Annotated in this window: 23 protein-coding genes; 12 read left to right on the top strand and 11 right to left on the bottom strand. The window is 56.3% G+C overall.

Annotated features, from left to right (window positions below):
* Positions 1 to 3 precede the first annotated feature (3 nt).
* The 5 genes from sufC to ldtE all read left to right on the top strand — a co-directional run bounded on the left by sufC (position 4) and on the right by ldtE (position 4,755).
* Positions 4 to 750, top strand: a complete 747-nt coding sequence (gene sufC / locus CWR52_RS02725) for a Fe-S cluster assembly ATPase SufC (RefSeq protein ID WP_014831592.1) — start codon at positions 4 to 6, stop codon at positions 748 to 750.
* Positions 725 to 1,996, top strand: a complete 1,272-nt coding sequence (sufD, locus tag CWR52_RS02720; protein WP_104948774.1) for a Fe-S cluster assembly protein SufD — start codon at positions 725 to 727, stop codon at positions 1,994 to 1,996. Before sufC ends, sufD begins: the two co-directional genes overlap by 26 nt.
* Entirely contained in the window at positions 1,993 to 3,213 is a 1,221-nt protein-coding gene (gene sufS, locus CWR52_RS02715; RefSeq protein WP_104948773.1) for a cysteine desulfurase SufS, read from the top strand. The genes sufD and sufS overlap by 4 nt, the downstream gene beginning before the upstream one ends.
* Positions 3,214 to 3,227: 14 nt before the next feature.
* Positions 3,228 to 3,644 (top strand): cysteine desulfuration protein SufE, encoded by a 417-nt coding sequence (gene sufE / locus CWR52_RS02710; protein ID WP_104948772.1) that lies wholly within the window; start codon positions 3,228 to 3,230, stop codon positions 3,642 to 3,644.
* A gap of 97 nt (positions 3,645 to 3,741) precedes the next feature.
* Complete coding sequence (gene ldtE, locus CWR52_RS02705) at positions 3,742 to 4,755, top strand: L,D-transpeptidase LdtE (RefSeq protein ID WP_104948771.1); 1,014 nt, start codon at positions 3,742 to 3,744, stop codon at positions 4,753 to 4,755.
* 60 nt (positions 4,756 to 4,815) lie between these two features.
* Here ldtE and lpp read toward each other — a convergent pair whose 3' ends face one another.
* From lpp to CWR52_RS02685, 5 genes are all read right to left on the bottom strand, one after another.
* Positions 4,816 to 5,052: a murein lipoprotein Lpp gene (gene lpp / locus CWR52_RS02700; RefSeq protein WP_001082307.1), complete on the bottom strand. Its 237-nt coding sequence runs from the start codon at positions 5,050 to 5,052 to the stop codon at positions 4,816 to 4,818.
* A gap of 309 nt (positions 5,053 to 5,361) precedes the next feature.
* Positions 5,362 to 6,774, bottom strand: a complete 1,413-nt coding sequence (gene pykF / locus CWR52_RS02695) for a pyruvate kinase PykF (RefSeq protein ID WP_045284943.1) — start codon at positions 6,772 to 6,774, stop codon at positions 5,362 to 5,364.
* A gap of 7 nt (positions 6,775 to 6,781) precedes the next feature.
* Positions 6,782 to 6,976, bottom strand: coding sequence for a hypothetical protein (locus CWR52_RS23645; protein ID WP_418721936.1), 195 nt, complete (start codon positions 6,974 to 6,976; stop codon positions 6,782 to 6,784).
* A gap of 175 nt (positions 6,977 to 7,151) precedes the next feature.
* Positions 7,152 to 8,297 carry a trans-sulfuration enzyme family protein gene (locus tag CWR52_RS02690; protein WP_104948770.1) on the bottom strand — a complete coding sequence of 382 codons (1,146 nt, stop codon included), beginning with the start codon at positions 8,295 to 8,297 and terminating at the stop codon, positions 7,152 to 7,154.
* An 11-nt stretch (positions 8,298 to 8,308) separates the two neighbouring features.
* A complete protein-coding gene (locus CWR52_RS02685) occupies positions 8,309 to 9,679 on the bottom strand; it encodes a pyridoxal-phosphate dependent enzyme (RefSeq protein ID WP_104948769.1) in 1,371 nt (456 codons plus the stop codon).
* A gap of 400 nt (positions 9,680 to 10,079) precedes the next feature.
* Here CWR52_RS02685 and CWR52_RS02680 point away from each other — a divergent pair, with 400 nt between their 5' ends.
* From CWR52_RS02680 to fumD, 4 genes are all read left to right on the top strand, one after another.
* Positions 10,080 to 11,102 (top strand): methionine ABC transporter ATP-binding protein, encoded by a 1,023-nt coding sequence (locus tag CWR52_RS02680; protein ID WP_023618908.1) that lies wholly within the window; start codon positions 10,080 to 10,082, stop codon positions 11,100 to 11,102.
* Complete coding sequence (locus tag CWR52_RS02675) at positions 11,095 to 11,763, top strand: methionine ABC transporter permease (RefSeq protein ID WP_024909382.1); 669 nt, start codon at positions 11,095 to 11,097, stop codon at positions 11,761 to 11,763. Before CWR52_RS02680 ends, CWR52_RS02675 begins: the two co-directional genes overlap by 8 nt.
* 27 nt (positions 11,764 to 11,790) lie before the next feature.
* Complete coding sequence (locus tag CWR52_RS02670; protein ID WP_008500616.1) at positions 11,791 to 12,603, top strand: MetQ/NlpA family ABC transporter substrate-binding protein; 813 nt, start codon at positions 11,791 to 11,793, stop codon at positions 12,601 to 12,603.
* A 110-nt stretch (positions 12,604 to 12,713) separates the two neighbouring features.
* The gene (gene fumD / locus CWR52_RS02665) at positions 12,714 to 12,923 is read left to right on the top strand and encodes a fumarate hydratase FumD (protein WP_023343959.1); all 210 of its coding nucleotides are present in this window, start codon (positions 12,714 to 12,716) and stop codon (positions 12,921 to 12,923) included.
* Here fumD and CWR52_RS02660 read toward each other — a convergent pair.
* From CWR52_RS02660 to CWR52_RS02645, 4 genes are read right to left on the bottom strand one after another with little or no spacing between them, the layout of a single operon-like run.
* Positions 12,904 to 13,590: an amino acid ABC transporter permease gene (locus CWR52_RS02660; protein WP_048030750.1), complete on the bottom strand. Its 687-nt coding sequence runs from the start codon at positions 13,588 to 13,590 to the stop codon at positions 12,904 to 12,906. The two genes, fumD and CWR52_RS02660, sit on opposite strands and share 20 nt — an antisense overlap.
* Positions 13,574 to 14,350, bottom strand: a complete 777-nt coding sequence (locus CWR52_RS02655) for an amino acid ABC transporter permease (protein WP_104948768.1) — start codon at positions 14,348 to 14,350, stop codon at positions 13,574 to 13,576. The genes CWR52_RS02660 and CWR52_RS02655 overlap by 17 nt, the downstream gene beginning before the upstream one ends.
* Positions 14,350 to 15,165 (bottom strand): amino acid ABC transporter ATP-binding protein, encoded by an 816-nt coding sequence (locus CWR52_RS02650; RefSeq protein WP_104948767.1) that lies wholly within the window; start codon positions 15,163 to 15,165, stop codon positions 14,350 to 14,352. Before CWR52_RS02650 ends, CWR52_RS02655 begins: the two co-directional genes overlap by 1 nt.
* A gap of 2 nt (positions 15,166 to 15,167) precedes the next feature.
* Positions 15,168 to 15,998, bottom strand: a complete 831-nt coding sequence (locus CWR52_RS02645) for an ABC transporter substrate-binding protein (protein ID WP_080347292.1) — start codon at positions 15,996 to 15,998, stop codon at positions 15,168 to 15,170.
* A 246-nt stretch (positions 15,999 to 16,244) separates the two neighbouring features.
* Between CWR52_RS02645 and CWR52_RS23230 the strand changes: the two genes are divergently transcribed.
* Positions 16,245 to 16,412 carry a hypothetical protein gene (locus CWR52_RS23230; protein WP_032666818.1) on the top strand — a complete coding sequence of 56 codons (168 nt, stop codon included), beginning with the start codon at positions 16,245 to 16,247 and terminating at the stop codon, positions 16,410 to 16,412.
* A gap of 92 nt (positions 16,413 to 16,504) precedes the next feature.
* Here the strand turns inward: CWR52_RS23230 and CWR52_RS02640 are convergent, their stop codons facing one another.
* Entirely contained in the window at positions 16,505 to 16,645 is a 141-nt protein-coding gene (locus tag CWR52_RS02640) for a hypothetical protein (RefSeq protein WP_003857665.1), read from the bottom strand.
* 125 nt (positions 16,646 to 16,770) lie between these two features.
* Here CWR52_RS02640 and CWR52_RS02635 point away from each other — a divergent pair, with 125 nt between their 5' ends.
* Positions 16,771 to 17,553 carry an MBL fold metallo-hydrolase gene (locus CWR52_RS02635; RefSeq protein WP_104948766.1) on the top strand — a complete coding sequence of 261 codons (783 nt, stop codon included), beginning with the start codon at positions 16,771 to 16,773 and terminating at the stop codon, positions 17,551 to 17,553.
* A 72-nt stretch (positions 17,554 to 17,625) separates the two neighbouring features.
* A complete protein-coding gene (locus CWR52_RS02630; RefSeq protein WP_047075163.1) occupies positions 17,626 to 18,261 on the top strand; it encodes a carbonic anhydrase in 636 nt (211 codons plus the stop codon).
* Positions 18,262 to 18,289: 28 nt separating this feature from the next.
* Here the strand turns inward: CWR52_RS02630 and CWR52_RS02625 are convergent, their stop codons facing one another.
* A complete protein-coding gene (locus tag CWR52_RS02625; RefSeq protein ID WP_104948765.1) occupies positions 18,290 to 19,885 on the bottom strand; it encodes an FAD-NAD(P)-binding protein in 1,596 nt (531 codons plus the stop codon).
* Between the last annotated feature and the right edge of the window lie 118 nt (positions 19,886 to 20,003).

Genomic DNA, 20,003 nt, shown 5'->3' with positions numbered 1-20,003 from the left:
CACATGTTAAGCATTAAAGATTTACAGGTCAGCGTAGAAGATAAAGCCATCCTGCGTGGCCTCAATTTTGACGTTAAGCCGGGCGAAGTCCACGCCATCATGGGGCCGAACGGTTCCGGGAAAAGTACGCTTTCTGCGACGCTGGCGGGGCGCGAAGATTATGAGGTGACCCACGGTTCGGTCGAGTTTAACGGCAAAGATCTGCTGGAGATGTCGCCGGAAGACCGTGCGGGCGAGGGCATCTTTATGGCCTTCCAGTACCCGGTCGAAATTCCGGGCGTCAGCAACCAGTTCTTCCTGCAGACGGCGCTGAATGCGGTGCGTAAGTATCGCGGGCTGGAGGCGCTGGACCGCTTCGACTTCCAGGATCTGATGGAAGAGAAGATTAAGCTGCTGAAAATGCCGGAAGATCTGCTGACCCGCTCGGTGAACGTTGGTTTTTCCGGCGGTGAGAAAAAGCGTAACGATATTCTGCAGATGGCGGTTCTGGAACCCGAGCTGTGCATTCTGGATGAGACCGACTCCGGTCTGGACATCGATGCCCTGAAGATTGTCGCTGACGGAGTGAACTCCCTGCGCGACGGCAAGCGCTCGTTTATTATCGTCACCCACTACCAGCGCATTCTGGACTACATCAAGCCGGATTACGTCCACGTGCTTTACCAGGGGCGCATTGTGAAATCCGGTGATTTCACGCTGGTTAAACAACTGGAGGAGCAGGGTTATGGCTGGCTTACCGAACAGCAGTAATGCGCTCCAGCAGTGGCACAGGCTGTTTGAAGCCCAGGGCGGCACGCGCTCGGCGCAGGCGCAGCAGCATCTGCAGCAGATGCTGCGTCTTGGCCTGCCGACGCGTAAGCATGAGAACTGGAAATACACCCCGCTCGATGGCTTGCTGAACGCCGAGTTTGTTACCCGTCTGGCGGATCTCACGCCTGCGCAGCGTGACGCGCTGGCAGTGGGCGTGGATGCCGTGCGCCTGGTGTTTGTCGACGGTCAGTTCCGCCCTGAGCTGAGCGACACGCTCCAGGAGAGCGGCTTTGAGATTGAGATAAACGACGATCGCCAGCGCCTGAGCGCCCCGGTTCAGCCCGAGGTTTTCCTGCACCTGACCGAGAGCCTGGCCCGCAGCGTGACGCATATCGCCGTGAAGCGTAACCAGCGTCCGTCAAAGCCGCTGCTGCTGATGCATATCACTCAGGGTCTGGACGGCGATGAAATCAATACCGCGCACTATCGTCACCATCTTGAGCTGGCGGAGGGCGCGGAGACCACGGTCATCGAACATTACGTCAGCCTCAATGAGACGCGTCACTTTACCGGGTCGCGTCTGACGATGAACGTGGCGGCCAATGCCCAGCTACACCACATCAAACTGGCGTTTGAGAATGCGCAGAGCCACCACTTTGCCCATAACGACATTGTCCTGGGCCAGGATGCCGCCGCGTACAGCCACAGCTTCCTGCTCGGCGGGGCGGTGCTGCGCCACAACACCAGCACGCAGCTTAACGGGGAAAACACCACGCTGCGCATCAACAGCCTGGCGATGCCGGTTAAATCGGAAGTCTGTGACACGCGCACGTGGCTGGAGCACAACAAAGGCTACTGCAACAGTCGCCAGCTGCACAAAACCATCGTCAGTGATAAAGGGCGCGCGGTGTTTAACGGCCTGATTAACGTGGCGCAGCACGCCATTAAAACCGACGGGCAGATGACCAACAACAATCTGCTGTTAGGGCGACTGGCGGAGGTGGACACCAAACCGCAGCTGGAAATCTACGCGGATGACGTCAAATGCAGCCACGGTGCGACGGTAGGGCGAATCGACGACGAGCAGATGTTCTACCTGCGCTCCCGCGGCATCGACCAGCAGGCGGCGCAGAAAATGATTATCTACGCGTTTGCCGCCGAACTGACGGAAGCGCTGCACGATGGTCAGTTAAAACTGCAGGTGCTGGATCGGATCGGTCAGCGCCTGCCTGGAGGCGAAGCATGAGTTTTCCCGTCGAGAAAGTACGGGCAGATTTTCCGGTTCTGACCCGTGAAGTAAACGGTCTGCCGCTGGCCTACCTGGACAGCGCGGCCAGCGCGCAGAAGCCGAATCAGGTGGTGGATGCCGAAGCCGAGTTCTATCGCCACGGCTATGCCGCCGTGCATCGCGGTATTCATACCCTGAGCGCCGAGGCGACCCAGCGGATGGAAAACGTGCGCACGCAGCTTGCCGCCTTCCTTAACGCCCGCTCTCCGGAAGAACTGGTCTTTGTTCGCGGGACCACCGAAGGGATTAACCTCGTTGCTAACAGCTGGGGCAATGCTCAGGTTCACGCGGGCGATAACATCATCATCACCCAGATGGAGCACCACGCCAATATCGTGCCGTGGCAGATGCTTTGCGAGCGCGTAGGGGCGCAGCTGCGGGTGATCCCGTTAAATGCGGACGGGACGCTTCAGCTTGAGCAGCTTGACGTCTTGCTGGATGACCGTACGCGGCTGGTGGCGGTTACCCAGGTCTCCAACGTGCTGGGGACAGAAAACCCGGTGGCAGAGATCGTCGAAAAGGCCCATCAGGCGGGCGCAAAGGTCCTGATTGACGGGGCCCAGGCGGTGATGCACCACGCGGTTGACGTCCAGGCGCTGGACTGTGATTTCTATGTCTTTTCAGGCCACAAGCTCTATGGGCCGACCGGGATCGGCGTGCTGTATGTGAAAGAAGCGATCCTGCAGGCGATGCCGCCGTGGGAAGGGGGCGGGTCGATGATCGCCACCGTCAGCCTGACGGAAGGCACGACCTACGCGCGCGCGCCGTGGCGTTTTGAGGCGGGCACGCCCAACACCGGGGGGATTATCGGGCTGGGGGCGGCGGTCTCTTACGTCTCTGCCATCGGCCTTGACGCCATTCAGGAGTACGAACAGCTGCTGATGCACTACGCGCTGGCGGAACTTGCCAGCGTGCCGGATTTGACCCTCTACGGGCCTGCCGATCGGCAAGGGGTGATTGCGTTTAATCTCGGGAAACACCATGCCTATGACGTGGGCAGTTTTCTCGATAACTACGGCGTTGCGGTCCGTACCGGGCACCACTGCGCCATGCCGCTGATGGCGTTTTACCAGGTACCGGCAATGTGCCGCGCATCGCTGGTGATGTACAACACGACGGAAGAGGTCGACAGGCTGGTGGCGGGGCTTAAGCGCATTCGCCAGCTGCTGGGCTAACGGAGAGGCGAAAGATGGCAGAGCTGCCGGACAAAGATAAATTACTGCGCAACTTCTCGCGTTGCGCAAACTGGGAAGAGAAGTATCTCTATATCATTGAACTGGGACAACGCTTACCGCCGCTCGGTGAAGAGGCGCACAGCGCAGAGAACAGTATTCAGGGCTGTCAGAGCCAGGTGTGGATTGTGATGGCGCAGTCTGATGACGGCACGATCGAATTGCGCGGCGACAGCGATGCTGCCATTGTAAAAGGGCTTATTGCCGTCGTCTTTAGCCTTTACCAGCAGATGTCGGCGCAGGATATCGTCGCGTTCGATGTCCGTCCGTGGTTTGAAAAAATGGCCTTAACCCAACACCTCACCCCGTCCCGTTCTCAGGGACTGGAAGCGATGATTCGCGCCATCCGCGCCAAAGCTGCAATCCTTAGCTAGACTTACAGAACAGCATTCATTCTGTTTCGCGAGGTGGTTCCCGCCTCGCTGGTTTTTCAGCTTTCTGGCGTTCTGTCAGTGAATAAGGAATCTCAGCATGAAGCGCGCGTCTCTCATTACTCTATTACTCCTCAGTTCGCTCGGTGCCCTTAATTCGGCCCGTGCGATGGACTATCCGTTGCCGCCCGCAGGCAGTCGTCTGATTGGGCAAAATCAAACCTACACGATACAGGAAGGGGATAATAAGCTGCAGACCATTGCCCGTCGGTTTAATACGGCGGCGCAGGTGATCCTGGAAACCAACAATACCATTGCGCCGGTAAACCCTGCGCCGGGCACCGTGATAACCATTCCGTCGCAAATGCTGTTGCCGGATACGCCCCGCGAGGGAATTGTGGTCAATCTCGCTGAGCTGCGGCTCTACTACTTCCCGCCGGGGCAAAACATTGTTCAGGTTTTCCCCCTGGGCATTGGTCAGCTGGGGCTGGAAACGCCGGTGACGACCACGCGGGTAAGCCAGAAAATCCCTAATCCGACCTGGACACCCACGCCTGGCATCAGAGCACGCTCTCTGGAGCAGGGCATTAAACTGCCTCCGGTGGTTCCTGCCGGGCCAAATAACCCCCTGGGACGCTTCGCGCTGCGTTTAGGCGTGGGGAATGGGGAATATCTTATCCACGGTACCAGCGCGCCGGACAGCGTCGGCCTGCGGGTCAGCTCTGGCTGTATGCGGATGAACGCCCCGGACATTAAAGCGCTCTTCGAACAGGTCCGGGTGGGCACGCGGGTGCAGATTATCAATGAACCCGTGAAGTTCTCCGTTGAGCCGGATGGTAAACGCTATATTGAGGTCCACCGTCCGCTGGCGCAGGTAGAAGGGGAAAATCCACAGGTCTCGCCCATTACCCATTCCGCCGAGTTTGCGACCTTTGTTTCCCAGGCGGGAAGCGATAAGGTGCTAATTGATAAAGCGCTGTCACGTCGCGCCGGGATCCCGGTTATCGTGTCGGCCGGTAGCGGCCCGTCAGCCAGCAATAGCGTGTTGTCGGTGCAGAACAGTCGGGTATCTGCTGCGGTAGCGGAAGATGAAGGGGAGACGGTGACGCAGTAGTGTTTTGACGCAGGCAAAAAAAATGGCGCACAATGTGCGCCATTTTATTAACAGGTACTATTACTTACGGTATTTAGTAGCCTGGTTGTCCAGACGCTGGTTAGCGCGAGCTGCGTCGTCTTTAGCAGCCTGAACGTCGGAACGCATTGCGTTCACGTCGTTGCTCAGCTGGTCAACTTTAGCGTTCAGAGTCTGAACGTCAGAAGACAGCTGATCGATTTTAGCGTTGCTGGAGCAACCAGCCAGCAGAGTAGAACCCAGGATTACCGCGCCCAGTACCAGTTTAGTACGATTCATTATTAATACCCTCTAGATTGAGTTAATCTCCATGTAGCGTTACAAGTATTACACAAAGTTTTTTGGGTTGAGAATATTTTTTTGATGGGAATACACCTATTTTTGATCGTTCGCTCAAAGAAGCATCGAATCAGCCGGTTTCGGGTAAAAATCTAAGGAAAAAAAGGCATTTATCATCGGATTCATCTTAGATAATTCGCAATTAAATAGAAAAACCCGATTTGCATTTTGAATGACTTTGGCTAATGCCAGGAATAAAAAAAGCGCCCGACGGGCGCTTTTTATCCAAATTAATTCGTTCGGGAATTATTACAGCACGTGAACAGATGCGGTATTGGTGGTGCCGCTTGGTACCAGCGCGCCAGAAACCATGACCACAACGTCACCTTTCTGTGCCAGACCGCTTTCCAGAGCCAGTGCTTTACCCTGAATGTAGAAATCGTCAGTAGAGGCGATCTCTTTAACCAGATGCGCAACGACGCCTTTGCTCAGCACCAACTGACGAGCGGTGGTTTCGTTGGTGGTCAGGGCCAGGATGGTCGCATCCGGGAAGTATTTACGCACGGCGCGCGCAGATTTACCGCCCTGAGTGGCAACCACGATCAGTGGGGCTTCCAGTTTCTCAGCGGTTTCTACTGCACCGCGGCATACTGCTTCGGTGATACGCAGCTTGCGGCTGTCGTTATTGAAGTCCAGACGGCTGGTCATCACGCGGTCAGTACGTTCACAGATGGTCGCCATGATGCCGACCGCTTCCAGCGGATATTTACCTTTCGCGGATTCGCCGGACAGCATAACCGCATCAGTACCGTCGAGGATGGCGTTTGCCACGTCGCCTGCTTCAGCGCGGGTTGGGCGTGGGTTTTTGATCATGGAGTCCAGCATCTGCGTTGCGGTGATAACCACTTTACGCGCGCGCACACACTTCTCGATCATCATCTTCTGCGCGAAGATCACTTCTTCGACCGGGATTTCTACGCCCAGGTCGCCACGTGCAACCATGATGCCGTCAGACGCTTCGAGGATTTCGTCGAAGTTGTTCAGGCCTTCCTGGTTTTCGATTTTGGAGATGATCTGGATCTTCTCGCCGCCGTGCGCTTTCAGGTGCTCACGGATTTCAACCACGTCGGAACGCTTACGGATGAAGGACGCTGCAACGAAGTCAACGCCTTGCTCGCAACCGAAAATCAGGTCTTGTTTGTCTTTCTCAGCCAGTGCTGGCAGCGCGATGGAAACGCCTGGCAGGTTAACGCCTTTGTTTTCGCCCAGGTCGCCGTTGTTCAGCACTTTACAGATAACTTTGTTGCCTTCGATAGCGGTGACTTCCATACCGATCAGACCATCGTCTACCAGCACGGTGTTACCGACGGACAGATCGCTGGTGAAGCCTTCGTAGGTCACTGCAACGATTTCGCTGTTGCCGACGACGGATTTGTCGGTGGTGAAGGTGAAGGTCTGGCCCGCTTTCAGAGAGACGTCGTTACCGCCTTCCAGCTTAATGGTACGGATTTCTGGACCTTTGGTATCCAGCAGGATGGCCGCTTTTTTACCGGTCTTGCTCATCACGTTGCGCAAGTTCTGAATACGCTGGCCGTGCTCTGCGTAGTCGCCGTGGGAGAAGTTCAGACGCATCACGTTCATGCCGGCGTCCAGCATTTTGCTCAGCATCTCTTCAGATTCGGTTTTCGGGCCGATAGTACAAACAATTTTCGTCTTTTTCATGACAGTCTTAGTCTTTAAGTTGGGAAGGATATGGAAATCTCGCTCCGGGGGCGCACCGCCGCGGAGTCAAACCTGTGTTGCAAAAGAGTATATGACACGCACTAAGGATAGGAGACATCAAATGAGCGTGCAGAAGAAAGTGTGCCTGAGTGACAGCCCAACGAAGGAGAGGAGAAGTTGTACGTTGTTTTTTGTATTCCAAGCGCTGAAACCATTCACCAGGGATTTGGCGCGCATTATACGCTGATTTTAAGATAAAAGGAAAATGGAAACGGTGTTTCAGAAATAATCAATGCTGTTTCACATAATATTGTTATCAAGGCGTTAAGCCATGATGACAACTTGTGGCGGCAGGTGAGTAACCTGCCGCCGTTTGCTTATTTTTGCAGCGCCTGGCTGAGGTCTGCAATCAGGTCTTTAGGATCTTCAATTCCCACCGACAGGCGGATCAGCTGCGGCACAATGCCGTTCGCCAGCCGTTGTTCCAGCGGAATCGAGGCGTGCGTCATGCTGTAAGGCTGGCTTACCAGACTCTCCACGCCGCCCAGACTTTCCGCAAGAGTGAACAACTTCAGGTTGCGAATCACCTCGGTGGCGCGTTGCGCATCGCCTTTTACCACGACGGAAATCATGCCACCGGGTAGCGCCATCTGCGTACGGGCAAGCGGGTACTGTGGATGTGATTCCAGGCCAGGATAGAATACCTTTTCGACCAGAGGATGCTGATCGAGCCATTGCGCAATCGCCAGCGCGTTGGTGCTGTGCTTTTCGACCCTCAGCGCGAGCGTGCGAATACCGCGCAGCGTCAGGAAGCTGCTGAACGGATCCAGGACGCCGCCCACCGCGTTTTGCAGATAGCCCAGCTTGTCCGCCAGTTCCTTGTTGTCCCCGACAATCGCCAGCCCGGCCACCACGTCAGAGTGGCCGTTAAGGTATTTGGTGGCAGAGTGCACCACGATATCGAAACCGGACTCCAGCGGACGGTGGATCACCGGCGACGCGAAGGTGTTATCCGCCACGCTGATGACGTTATGACGACGGGCGATTGCCGCGATGGCCGCCAGATCCGCCAGCTTCAGCAGCGGGTTGGTTGGCGTCTCGACCCATACCATGCGGGTGTCCGGGCGAATGGCGGCCTCGAGCCCGGCCAGGTCGTCCGGTTTAACCCAGCTGACCTGCAGGCCGGTGCTGCGCTTGCGCACATTTTCGATCAGACGGTATGTGCCGCCGTAAACATCATCAATGGCGACGATGTGGCTGTCTTTATCCAGCAGTTCGAGCACCGTGGAGATGGCCGCCAGACCGGAGGCAAAGGCGTAGCCGCGCGTGCCGCCTTCCAGTTCGGCAATCGCCGTTTCCAGCGCATGGCGGGTAGGGTTGCCGCTGCGGGAGTACTCATAGCCGGTATGCTCCCCGGGCGCGGGTTGCGCAAACGTCGAGGTGGCGTAAATCGGCGGCATGACGGCGCCGTGCTGGTCGTTAAATTCGCCGCTGTGTACGCTGAGGGTGGCCAGATTTTTCATCATTGATTCCTTTATTGCTGTAGACGGTTGCGCCAGGCGGTCAGAACGTCGCTGCGCGTAATCAGACCGAGAAAACGGTCGTTGTCATTAATGACGGCCACCAGGCCTCGGTCGAAGATGGCGTGCAGGGCGCTTTCCGGCGCGTGTTTATCAAGGAACTCGACCTGACGCGTCATGGCTGCCGTCACCGGCAGCGCGAAGCGATCGCCGTCGCCGCCGATATGCCGCAGGAGATCCCACTCGTCGATAATGCCCACCACCATGCCGTTCTCCAGCACCGGCAGCTGGGAGATGTCATACAGACGCATGCGCGCCAGAACGGTGGAGAGCGTGTCGTCCGGGGCAGCGGTGACGGTGGCGCCTTCGTCGTGGCGCAGGGCGATGTAGTCAGAGAGATCGCCGGCCTGCGGACGCGTGATGAGCCCCTGCTGTCGCATCCAGTCGTCGTTGAACATCTTCGAGAGATATTTATTGCCGCTGTCGCAGGCGAAGGTCACCACCCGCTTCGGCGTGGTTTGCGCCTGGCAATACTTCAGCGCGGCCGCCAGCAGCGTGCCGCTGGAGGAGCCCGCCAGAATGCCCTCCGTTTTCAGCAGCTCGCGCGCGGTGGTGAACGCTTCCTGGTCGGTGATGCGCCAGGCGCGATTCACCCCTTCAATGTGGGCCAGCGGAGGAATAAAGTCTTCGCCAATTCCCTCAACCAGCCAGGAGCCCGCGTCGTGGTAGCGTCCGGTTTCCACCTGGTCGGCGAGAACGGATCCAGCCGGGTCAGCCAGGACAAATTCCGTGTGCGGAGAGTGCTCGGCGAACCACGCCTGCAGGCCGCCCAGCGTGCCGCCTGAGCCGACGCCCACCACGATGGCGTCGATTTTGCCGTCAAGCTGCTCATACAGTTCCGGCGCCGTGGTGGTGCGGTGCGCCAGCGGGTTGGCTTCGTTGTTGAACTGGTCGATGTAAAACGCGCCAGGCAGTTCGTTCGCCAGACGCTGGGCGTAATCCTGGTAATAGGCAGGATGGCCCTTGTTGACGTCGGAGCGGGTCAGCACCACCTGGGCACCCAGCGCGCGCAGGTGGAAAATCTTCTCGCGGCTCATTTTGTCCGGCACCACCAGGATCAGCGAGTAGCCTTTCTGGGCGGCGATCAGGGCCAGGCCGAGACCGGTATTGCCCGCCGTGGCCTCGATAATCGTGCCGCCAGGCTGCAGCTTACCGGTACGTTCCGCTTCGTTAATCATCGACAGCGCAACGCGATCCTTAATTGACCCGCCCGGATTTTGGTTTTCCAGCTTCAGGAACAGCGAGCAGGGACCGGTATCAAGCTTATGCAGCTGGATCAGCGGGGTACGACCAATCAGTTCAGTGACGGAGTGATAAATCGTCATGATGTTTTCCTTTCTGGATGTCATGACGGGATGATAGGGCGGTGAAATTTTCTCAATAAAGAACCATTCACTGCCGTTTAGATCAGAAAGGAATATAAATGCCGTTTCTGGATGGCAGGACAGCAAGACGTAAAGTTGTCTGGATGTGAGGATGGCTATATCGGGATAAAATGCTGCAAAAATGACCGTTTTTTGCGGGCATCCGCCAGTAGATATGCATACGGTAGATAATCATTGCTGAAATTGGTCTAAATGCTTCCCATCCGGTAAATCCGCTGTTTATTGCCGAAAGTTATAACACATTCTTTTTTGTTCATTTAAAAGCTGATAACGCCTGTTTACACTCATTTGGACATCCATACTGCTAAACCGCCACGGGCGGCACGGATAACGAATAAGAATGATTGTACTGAGCAATATTTCGAAGGTTTTTGACAACGGAAAGGTGGCACTGACAGCCGTTGATAATGTCAATTTGACGATAGCACAGGGACAGATATACGGGATCATTGGTTACAGCGGCGCAGGTAAAAGTACGCTTATCCGCCTGCTGAATGGTCTGGAAAAACCGAGCAGCGGCAGCGTAACCATCAACGGGCAGAACATTTCTGCCGCAAAAGGTGAAGCACTGCGCCAGGCGCGTCTGAAGATCAGCATGGTGTTTCAGCACTTCAACCTGCTGTGGTCGCGCACGGTCAGCGAGAATATTGCGTTCTCGATGCAAATTGCTGGCGTACCGAAAGCCGAAATTAAGGCCCGCGTGGCCGAGCTTATTGAACTCGTTGGCCTGAAAGGTCGCGAGCATGCCTATCCGTCGCAGCTGAGCGGTGGGCAAAAGCAGCGCGTGGGCATTGCGCGTGCGCTGGCTAATCGCCCGGATGTGCTGCTCTGCGATGAAGCCACCTCCGCGCTTGACCCGCAGACCACCGATCAGATCCTCGATCTGCTGCTGGATATTAACCGTCGGTTCAGGCTGACCATCGTGCTGATCACGCACGAGATGCACGTGGTGCGCAAAATCTGCGACCGCGTGGCGGTGATGGAGAACGGTAAAGTGGTGGAAGAGGGCGACGTGTTGAGCGTCTTTACCCATCCGCAGCAGCCGATTACGCAGCAGTTTGTCCGTCAGGTGAGCCAGTACGCTGAAGAAGAAACCTTCAATACCGAACTGGCAAACGATCTGGAAGGTACGGTTATCAGGCTGACCTTTACCGGGCACAGCACGCACAAACCGATTGTGGGCGAACTGACGTTGCGCTACGGCCTGCCGTTTAACATCCTGCACGGAAAAATGACCCAAACCGCTCACGGCGTGTTTGGTCAACTCTGGGTGCACGTCGTGGCATCTGATGAACAACTGAACAATATCCTCGCCGACCTGCAGCACAGCGATATTGAAGGCGAGGTGATTAAACATGGCTGAGGATCTCTTTCCGCATCTCAAGTGGGATCAGCTCTGGGCGGCGACGCTGGAGACGTTGTACATGACCGCGCTTTCCGGCGTGGCGACCTTTGTATTAGGCATCGTGCTGGGTCTGGCGCTGTTTTTAACCGCGCGCGGCGGATTGTTCCACAACCGCACGGTGTATAGCGTCATTTCGATTGTGGTGAACGTGTTCCGCTCGATTCCGTTCATCATTTTGATTGTGCTGCTGATCCCGTTCACCAAGACCGTTGTCGGCACCATTCTTGGCGCCAACGCGGCGCTGCCAGCCCTGATTGTGGGTGCCGCACCGTTCTATGCACGCCTGGTGGAGATCGCCCTGCGTGAAGTGGATAAAGGCGTCATCGAAGCCACACGCTCGATGGGCGCACGACTGAGCACGTTAGTGTTTCGGGTTTTACTGCCGGAATCATCACCCGCACTGGTATCGGGTATTACGGTGACGCTGATTGCGCTGGTGAGCTACAGCGCCATGGCGGGGGTGATTGGCGCCGGTGGTTTGGGAAATCTGGCTTATCTGGAAGGATTCCAGCGCAACCATGGTGACGTCACGCTGGTGGCAACGGTGACCATTTTAATCATCGTTTTCATTATCCAGTTCTGCGGCGATGTCATTACTTCACTGTTAGACAAAAGATAATCTCTAATAACACACAGGAACCACATCATGAAAAAAACACTGACACTGATCGCCGCTGCAACCCTGAGTGCCCTGAGCTTCGCTTCCTGGGCCGACACCCTGACCGTGGGGGCATCCAACACGCCGCACGCCGAAATTCTGGAGCAGGCAAAGCCGATTCTGGCGAAGCAGGGTATCGACCTGGAGATTAAACCGTTCCAGGACTACATTCTGCCGAATACCGCGCTGGCGGGTCATGACATCGATGCGAACTATTTCCAGCACATCCCTTACCTGAACAGCGTGCTGAAAGATCATGCGGGCGATAAAGACTACGATTTTGTCAGTGCGGGCGCGATCCACATTGAGCCAATCGGCATCTACTCCAAAAAATACAAGTCGCTGAAAGACCTGCCGGAAGGGGGTAAGATCATCATGCGTGACGCGGTTTCTGAAGAGGGGCGTATTCTTTCCATCTTCGAGAAAGAGGGCGTGATCAAGCTGAAGCCGGGCATCGATAAAGTGACCGCGCGCATCAGCGACATCGTCGAGAACCCGAAAAAGCTGAAGTTCACGCCTAACGTGGAAGCGTCGCTGCTGCCGCAGATGTACAACAACAACGAAGGCGACGCGGTGGTGATTAACGCCAACTACGCGATTGACGCCGGTCTGGATCCGGTTCACGACCCGATTGCGGTTGAGAGCGGTGAAAACAACCCGTACGCCAACATCATTACCGTGCACCGCGGTGACGAGAAGAAGAAAGACATCGTCGCGCTGGTGAACGTGCTGCACTCGAAAGAGATTCAGGACTGGATCCGCACCAAGTACAAAGGCGCGGTCATTCCAGTAAACAACTAATTTACTGATTTTACAGATGAAGCCCGGCGAGTTCCTCGCCGGGCTTCTTTTTTGTATCCGGCTGGAGAATCATTTAAGCTCAACGTTTAACAGGCAATGGAGTGATGACGATGGGTAACGTGACCAAAGATGAAGCGCTGTATCAGGAGATGTGCCGGGTGGTCGGGAAGGTGGTGCTTGAGATGCGTGATTTAGGGCAGGAGCCAAAGCATATTGTCATTGCCGGGGTGCTGCGTACCGCGCTGGCGAACCAGCGCGTAAAACGCAGTGCATTGACAACCGAAGCAATGGAAACGGTGGTTAAAGCGCTGGCCGGGTAAGGCGCCAGCGTTTCGCAAGCTGCTCGAGCGAGCAGCAGAGCAGGTAGTAGACCACGCCCGTAAAGATAAAAATGGCCGCCGGGTAGATTTGCACCCGGTTGTTGACCTGTCCCGCCACCGTGGTCAGTTCCGGGACGTTCACGATAAACGCCAGCGACGTATCCTTCAGCAGGCTGATAAAAATCCCCACCAGCGACGGCAGAATATTCCTCAGTGCCTGCGGCAGCAGCACGCGCCACAGGGTTTGCTGCGTGCTAAATCCCTGTGACAGCGCGGCTTCGAACTGCCCGGTCGGCAGCGCGCTCAGCCCGGCCAGCACCGAGTGCATCACGGTGGCCGCTGTAAACCAGGCCAGCGCCAGCGTGACGGTCAGCGCCCCGGGCAGATCGCCCCCGGTCATGAGCGGCAGGAGATACCACATCCAGAAAATCACGAAGATGAGCGGGATCCCGCGAATCAGCTCTGCCCATAAAAAGAGGACTTTTCGCACGAGCCCGGTAAAGCGCCAGGCCAGGCACGCGAGCAGTATCCCTCCGGGCAGAGCGATAACCGCAGCGCCTGCTGCCATCATTAACGAAAGCAGTACGCCTCCCGGTTCACCGGCTGCCGCGCGTCCCCACAGCAGATAATCGAGGTTATCGGTGATGACATTAAGTCCGGCAATCATGTTTTTCACTCCCTGTGGTGGCGACGATCGGGCGTTTACGTTTCGCCTGCGGCCCAAGGCGGACCAGCACCATTCCCATGACCAGACCAGTGAGCAGATAGAGTGCAGTACCGAGGGTAAATGCCTCCAGCGCGTGTGCGTTAAAGCTTTCGATCTGCCTGACCTGGTAGGTGAGCTCGGCGAAGCCAATCCCGCTGGCGAGCGAGGAGAGCTTCATCAGGTTGAGATACTGGCCCACAACGGGCTGCCAGGCGTTAGCCAGCCCCTGCGGCAGCAGGATGTAGCGAAATACGCGCCATGCCGAGAATCCCTGGGCCAGCGCCGCCTCCCGTTGCCCGACTGGCACAGAACGCAACCCGGCTTCCACTTCTTCGATTAAAAACGCCGAGGTAAAAACGCCCAGCCCCCAAGCAGAGCATAAAAATTCGGGCGTAAACCACCAGACGTCGCCGGGCAGAATGGACCAGCTGTGATCGGCGTTGACCACGTCGCGAAACGCCTGCGGCAGGCCGTTCCAGGCGGCAAAATACCAGAACAGCAGCTGCACCAGCAGCGGGGTATTGCGAAACAGTGATACCCAGCCGCTGACGATCGCTTTCCCGACGCGTCCACCGGACAGGCGCAGGAGCATAAAGAGCAGTGCGAGCAGGCTGGCCAGCGCTATCCCTGCCAGCGTCACCCACAGGGTGGCGAGAAATCCGGAAAGTATCCACTGCAGAGGCTGTCCGGTCAGTACCCCCTGCCAGTCGAGCGCGGGCATTACAGATGCTCCTGATGCAGCGGATCCAGCACCTTTTGCAGGAAACGCTGCGCGCGCGGATGCGCTGGCTGGCTGAAAAACTGCGCTGGCGGCGCGGTTTCCAGAATTTGCCCGCCGTCGATAAAGACAATCCGGTCGGCGATTTCCCGGGCAAATTGCATCTCATGGGTCACTACGATCATCGTGATCCCGCTGTGGGCGAGGGCTTTCATCACGAACAGCACTTCACCAATCATCTCCGGATCCAGCGCGGAGGTGGGTTCATCGAACAGAATGATTTGCGGTGAAGAGGCGAGGGCGCGGGCTATCGCCACGCGCTGCTGCTGTCCGCCGGATAGCTCTGCCGGGAAATGGTTGGCTTTTTCCAGCATCCCGACTTTCTCCAGCAGGGCCAGCGCGCGCGCCTGGGCTGGCTCTGGCTTCCAGCCGTGAACGTGCTCCAGTGCCAGGGTAATGTTCTGGCTGGCGGTGAGATGGGCATAAAGATTGAACTGCTGGAATACAAACCCCACGCGGCTTCGCAGCTGGCGCAGCCCGCTACCGGAGAGCTTTCCGGTAGGCTTGTTGTCGACCAGGATCTCTCCGCCGCTCAGGGGTTCAAGCTGGTTGATAAGACGAATCAGGGTGGATTTACCGGAACCCGACGGGCCGAGGATAGCAACCACTTCACCGGACGTGATGGTGAGGTTAATGTCGTTCAAAACCTGATGGTCACCGTAGCGTTTGTCCACGTGGCGAAACTCGACGCTGGCCTGTTCCAGATGTGAAAAATCCGCGGCACCGGCCGCGGAGTGTGAAAATAAACCTGAGAGCATAATTACCTGGCTTCTATTTTAAAGCCGCGAGGCTGTGGAGCAGGGGTGCCAGGACCAAACCAGACATCATAGATTTTTGCCGCCTGACCGGTCTTCTCGAGATTAACCAGCTCGTCGTTGACGGCCTTCAGCAGTGCCGTTTCACCTTTCTTCACTCCCACGCCAATCTCTTCTTTACTGAGCAGGTCGGGCAGGATTTTGAAGTTGGCTTTGTCCGGCGCCTGCGCCAGCAGACCGGCCAGAATGGTGCTGTCCTGAGTGATGGCCTGTACGTTGCCGTTGCGCAGTGCGGTCAGCGCCAGGGGAATGTCGTCATAAGAGAGGACGCGGGACTGCGGGAAACGCTGGTGCAGCGCCTGCTCGCCTGTTGTGCCTTTGACTGCGCCAATGCGCGCCCGGCTATAGTCATCGAGCTTGTCCGGTGATTTCGCCGGAACCAGGAACTGCTGGCCAGTGACGAAGTAAGGCGTCGAGAAATCAATCACCTGCGCGCGTTCCGGGGTGATGGTGATATCTGCCACGATCAGGTCTGCTTTCCCGGACTGCAGCAGCGGAATGCGGTTGGCCGGATTGGTGGCAACCAGTTCAAGCTTCACGCCGAGCGATTTTGCCAGCGCTTTGGCGAAGTCAACGTCGTAACCCACGATCTCATGCGTTTTGGCATCAATCGAGCCAAACGGCGGGTTGGCATCAAACGTAGCCACTTTCACCACTCCTGCGGCCTTGATATCCGCCAGCTGATCGGCCTGCGCCTGCGCTGAAAACAGGCCCCAGGCTGCCACTACGCCCAAAGCCAGCGTCCGTTTTTTAAACCCTTTCATTTTTGCTGCCATAGTCATTCGCCATCCCGTTGTTTTTGTTTTACCCCGTTACGCTCCCATAAGGGAAAGCTATCGCCAAATAAGAAATCGTTCTTTGCTATGAGCAAAAAAGCATTAGTGAACAAGGTGTTAATGAAGAGTGATAAGGACGAGGGTGCTATTTGCAGATCCTGCACATCGACAGTGGATTTTGGTATTTCCCCTGCACGGGATTGGGGTGCTTAACTGAAGGCAGATACGGCGAGAGAGGGTAAGACGATGAAAAAATGGATCAGCACGTTACGGCGGTTTTTTGCGGCCCGGCCAGCGAATGCGGAGAACAGCGCGCAACGTGTTCTTGAGTCGATACTGCCTGTCGCCAGCCTGTATGGCGTAGACGTTGCCAACATTGACCCGGAGTGGTTCCATGATAAAACGCCACGCTGAACTGCGCCGCACGCGCGAAACGTACTGGAACGAAGTGTGCGTGACGTTTAACGAGTGAAATAAAAAAGCACCGGTTTCCCGGTGCTTTTTTATTAGATCTTGCAGGCGTCGCCGCAGTCGTCGTCGGCGACAATCGCCTGCGCTTTTTTATCCGCGTCGTCCAGACGTTCCGCATTACGCTCTTCTGCTTCATCCAGACCGTTAAACACTAAGTTATCGAGATCAATTTCCATGTTGCACCTGCTCTGTTCAGTTTTTGATACTGGCACAGTATAGGGCAAAAAAAGCCAGCAATGTACCTCGCAGCACATAAGGATAATCCCTGCCATACTCAGTGCTTTATCGCTGAGGAGAGCACATGATTACACTCTGTAAAACCTGTGGAACCGCCTACGATACGCAGCCGGACAGATGCCCAGTTTGTGAGGATGAGCGCCAGTATGTGCCCATCACGGGACAGGCGTGGACCGATCTCGATACCGTCAACGCGACGCACAGCAACAAATGGCAGCAGCTGGAGCCGCGATTATTCGGTATCAAAACGGTCCCGGCGTTTGCTATCAACCAGCGGGCGCTGCTTCTGCAAACGCCGCACGGCAATATCCTTTGGGATTGCATCGCCAACATTGACCCGGCAACCAAAACGCTTATTAACGCCCTCGGCGGCATCAGCGCGATTGCGATTTCACATCCGCACTATTACACCACGATGCAGGAGTGGGCTGCGGCGTTTGACGCGCCGGTGTACCTGCACGCCAGCGACAGAGAGTGGGTGATGCGCGACAGCCCGGCCATTCATTTCTGGGAAGGCGATGCGCTGGAGATTTTCCCGTCTGTCACTTTGCTGCGTCTGGGCGGGCATTTTGCCGGGGGAACGGTGCTGCACTGGCAGGAGGGGGACGGGGTGCTGCTGGTGGGCGATATTCTGCAGGTCACGCCGGGTAAAGACGCCGTCTCGTTTATGTGGAGCTACCCGAACTATCTTCCGCTGCCGGCCCGCGCCGTGGCGTCCGTCGTAAGTCATCTGGAAGGCAGAACGTTTGAACGTCTGTACGGCGCGTTCGAAGGGCAGAACATCCTCGCTAACGCGGACGAAATTGTGCAGCGGTCGGGCCAGAAATATATTGCTTGTCTGAAGTAAACCACGATGGGTAAACTTTACGAGTGTGATCTCGATCATGCCTAAACTAAAACAGATAAAAGAGACATTGCTATGCAACATATCATTGAAGGTTTTCTCAGCTTTCAAAAAGAGATTTTCCCGCAACGTAAAGAACTCTTCCGCAGTTTAGCGTCCAGCCAGAATCCCAAAGCGCTGTTCATCTCATGCTCCGACAGCCGTCTGGTCCCGGAACTGGTCACCCAGCAAGAGCCTGGACAACTCTTTGTCATTCGTAATGCTGGCAACATTGTGCCGCCGTTCGGACCGGAGCCAGGCGGTGTGTCCGCTACCATCGAATACGCCGTCGTGGCACTGGGCGTCACGGATATCGTGATTTGCGGTCACTCCAACTGCGGCGCGATGAAGGCGATTGCCGATAATGCGAACCTGGAGCCGATGCCTGCCGTGTCACACTGGCTGCGCTATTCCGACGCGGCAAAGGCCGTGGTAGAGAAGAAAAGCTGGGATAAGCCGATCGATAAGGTCAATGCGATGGTGCAGGAAAACGTCTTTGCGCAGCTGAGCAACATCAAGACCCATCCGTCCGTCGCGGTGGGCCTGCGTAATAACTCCATCCGACTGCACGGCTGGGTGTACGACATTGAAAGCGGCGAAATCCTCGCGCTGGATAAAGCGACGAAAAGCTTCGTCTCGCTGTCGGAAAACCCGGAAGTCTTCTTCGAGTAACCCGCAACAGCAGGGCACGGATGCCCTGTCAGTTTTCAAAATAGGGTAATCTCCGCCGCACGCGCGACGCGGGTTTTTCCGCCGCTTTCGCCATCGCCTCTGCAATCTCTGCACACTCCACCAGCCCCTGAACGAAGGGACGATCGTGCATCAGCCACGGTATCGCACCGAAGGCGATGCGCCCGCGAACGGTATCAGGCGCTTTTAAGGTGTAATCCTCCCCGATATCGGGTATCTCATCGCCGGTCGCTTCCAGCTGTTTTCGCAGCGTCGGGAAGGGCAGATCTTTCGTTTTGAGCGGCTTTTGTCCGCGTGCGTCAATAAATACGTCGAAACGATAGACGGTCTCTTGTGTGGTTATCACTGTTCGATCGCTGCCAACGTCGAGCGTGTAGTCGTCACCGAGCGCGGCCACGCTGATGATGCCGGCCTCGCGAAGCGCGAGAAGCCTGCGAATAGACTGCGGCGGGATGGCGGCATAGTTGTCGATAAATACCCGAGCCAGCCCCTGCTTAAAGCGTTTTCTGTCCTGCTCGCTAAGATGGGGAACGATCTCCTGAACGACCTCATGCAGCCGCAGCACGGTATAGCGCCAGGCCACGGTACGGCGTTCGCGTTTATTGCGTTCAACCTCGTTGAGATTCTCTTCCGCCCAGGTAAAGGGGCCGTGGCGTTGACGATCCTCAAACCAGGCCTCACGAACAGTGTCCGCATTCAGTGTATGCAGAGACATCTTCTCGCACCACGCCGGATCGGCAAGCTGAAGCTCTTTGACCATCAGAGCAAAAATGCGGTCAAGCAGGCCATCCGGTCCTTTGGCTATCTCGCTTTCCACCACGAATTCGGTCAATACCGACAGCGGCTCGTAAGGAATAGGGCAGTAAAAATCGGCTTCCGGCAGAATGCCCGTCCGGGACATCAGCGTGATGTTTAACCCTTCGCTGTCTTTGTCGAGGATGAATTTACCGTCACGAAACGCACCGTGCTGCATCACCACCGCCATAGCCGCGTCCAGGCCGCTCAACGAGGTGCCCATAATGCCCACGCGGCAAGGGGGAATTCGGGCGTCCATCAGACCGGACCACGGGCTTGGGAAGAACGTGCGCGTGGCTTCATCCTCCTCTGGCCAGACGTGGCCAGTAGCAATAACCGCCAGGTCGAATTGATCCGCTAAGGTGCGGTCGTTGACCGAAATCGTCACGCCGGTTGTCGAAGGGATGATGTCGGTGACCTTCGCGGATTCATGGACCTTAACCTCGAACCCCAGCTTTTTCGCCTCTTTTACGATTGAACGAAAGCTGTCGCGAAAGTACTCTCCCAACAGGAGCCTGGGCAGGAACTGTCGGTCATGCAGGCTAGCTTTATCCACCTTAAAGCGTGCCAGATGGGCGTCGCTCTGTTCCTTAAGCCAGTCGAGATAGGTCATAAAAATAGGCGGGATTTCATTGCTCGCAATGTTCGCCAGCATCAGCCGGGAATTATCGTCGTCGTTATAGGGCATGCCCACGCCGGCTTCATCGGCCTGTTCGAAAACGGAAACGGAGAGCGGCGTGCTGTTTTGGAGCAGGTGATAAAAGGTGTAAATCCCTGTGGGGCCGGAGCCGATAATCGCGATCTTCTTCATCAACACGTTTCCTGTGTTTTTTTCCATAGGAAAAGCGTAGCAGGAGAATAATGATGAAAATAAAGGATTAGGAAAATTCAGGCTATCAGAGGAGAATTTGCACCATTTCAGGACTGAA

Origin of the sequence: Enterobacter sp. SGAir0187, assembly GCF_002952735.2 — a bacterium.
Classification (GTDB): Bacteria; Pseudomonadota; Gammaproteobacteria; order Enterobacterales; family Enterobacteriaceae; genus Enterobacter; species Enterobacter quasiroggenkampii.
The sequence above is the reverse complement of the archived record's forward strand: the minus strand, read 5'-3'. Positions and strand labels throughout refer to the sequence as shown.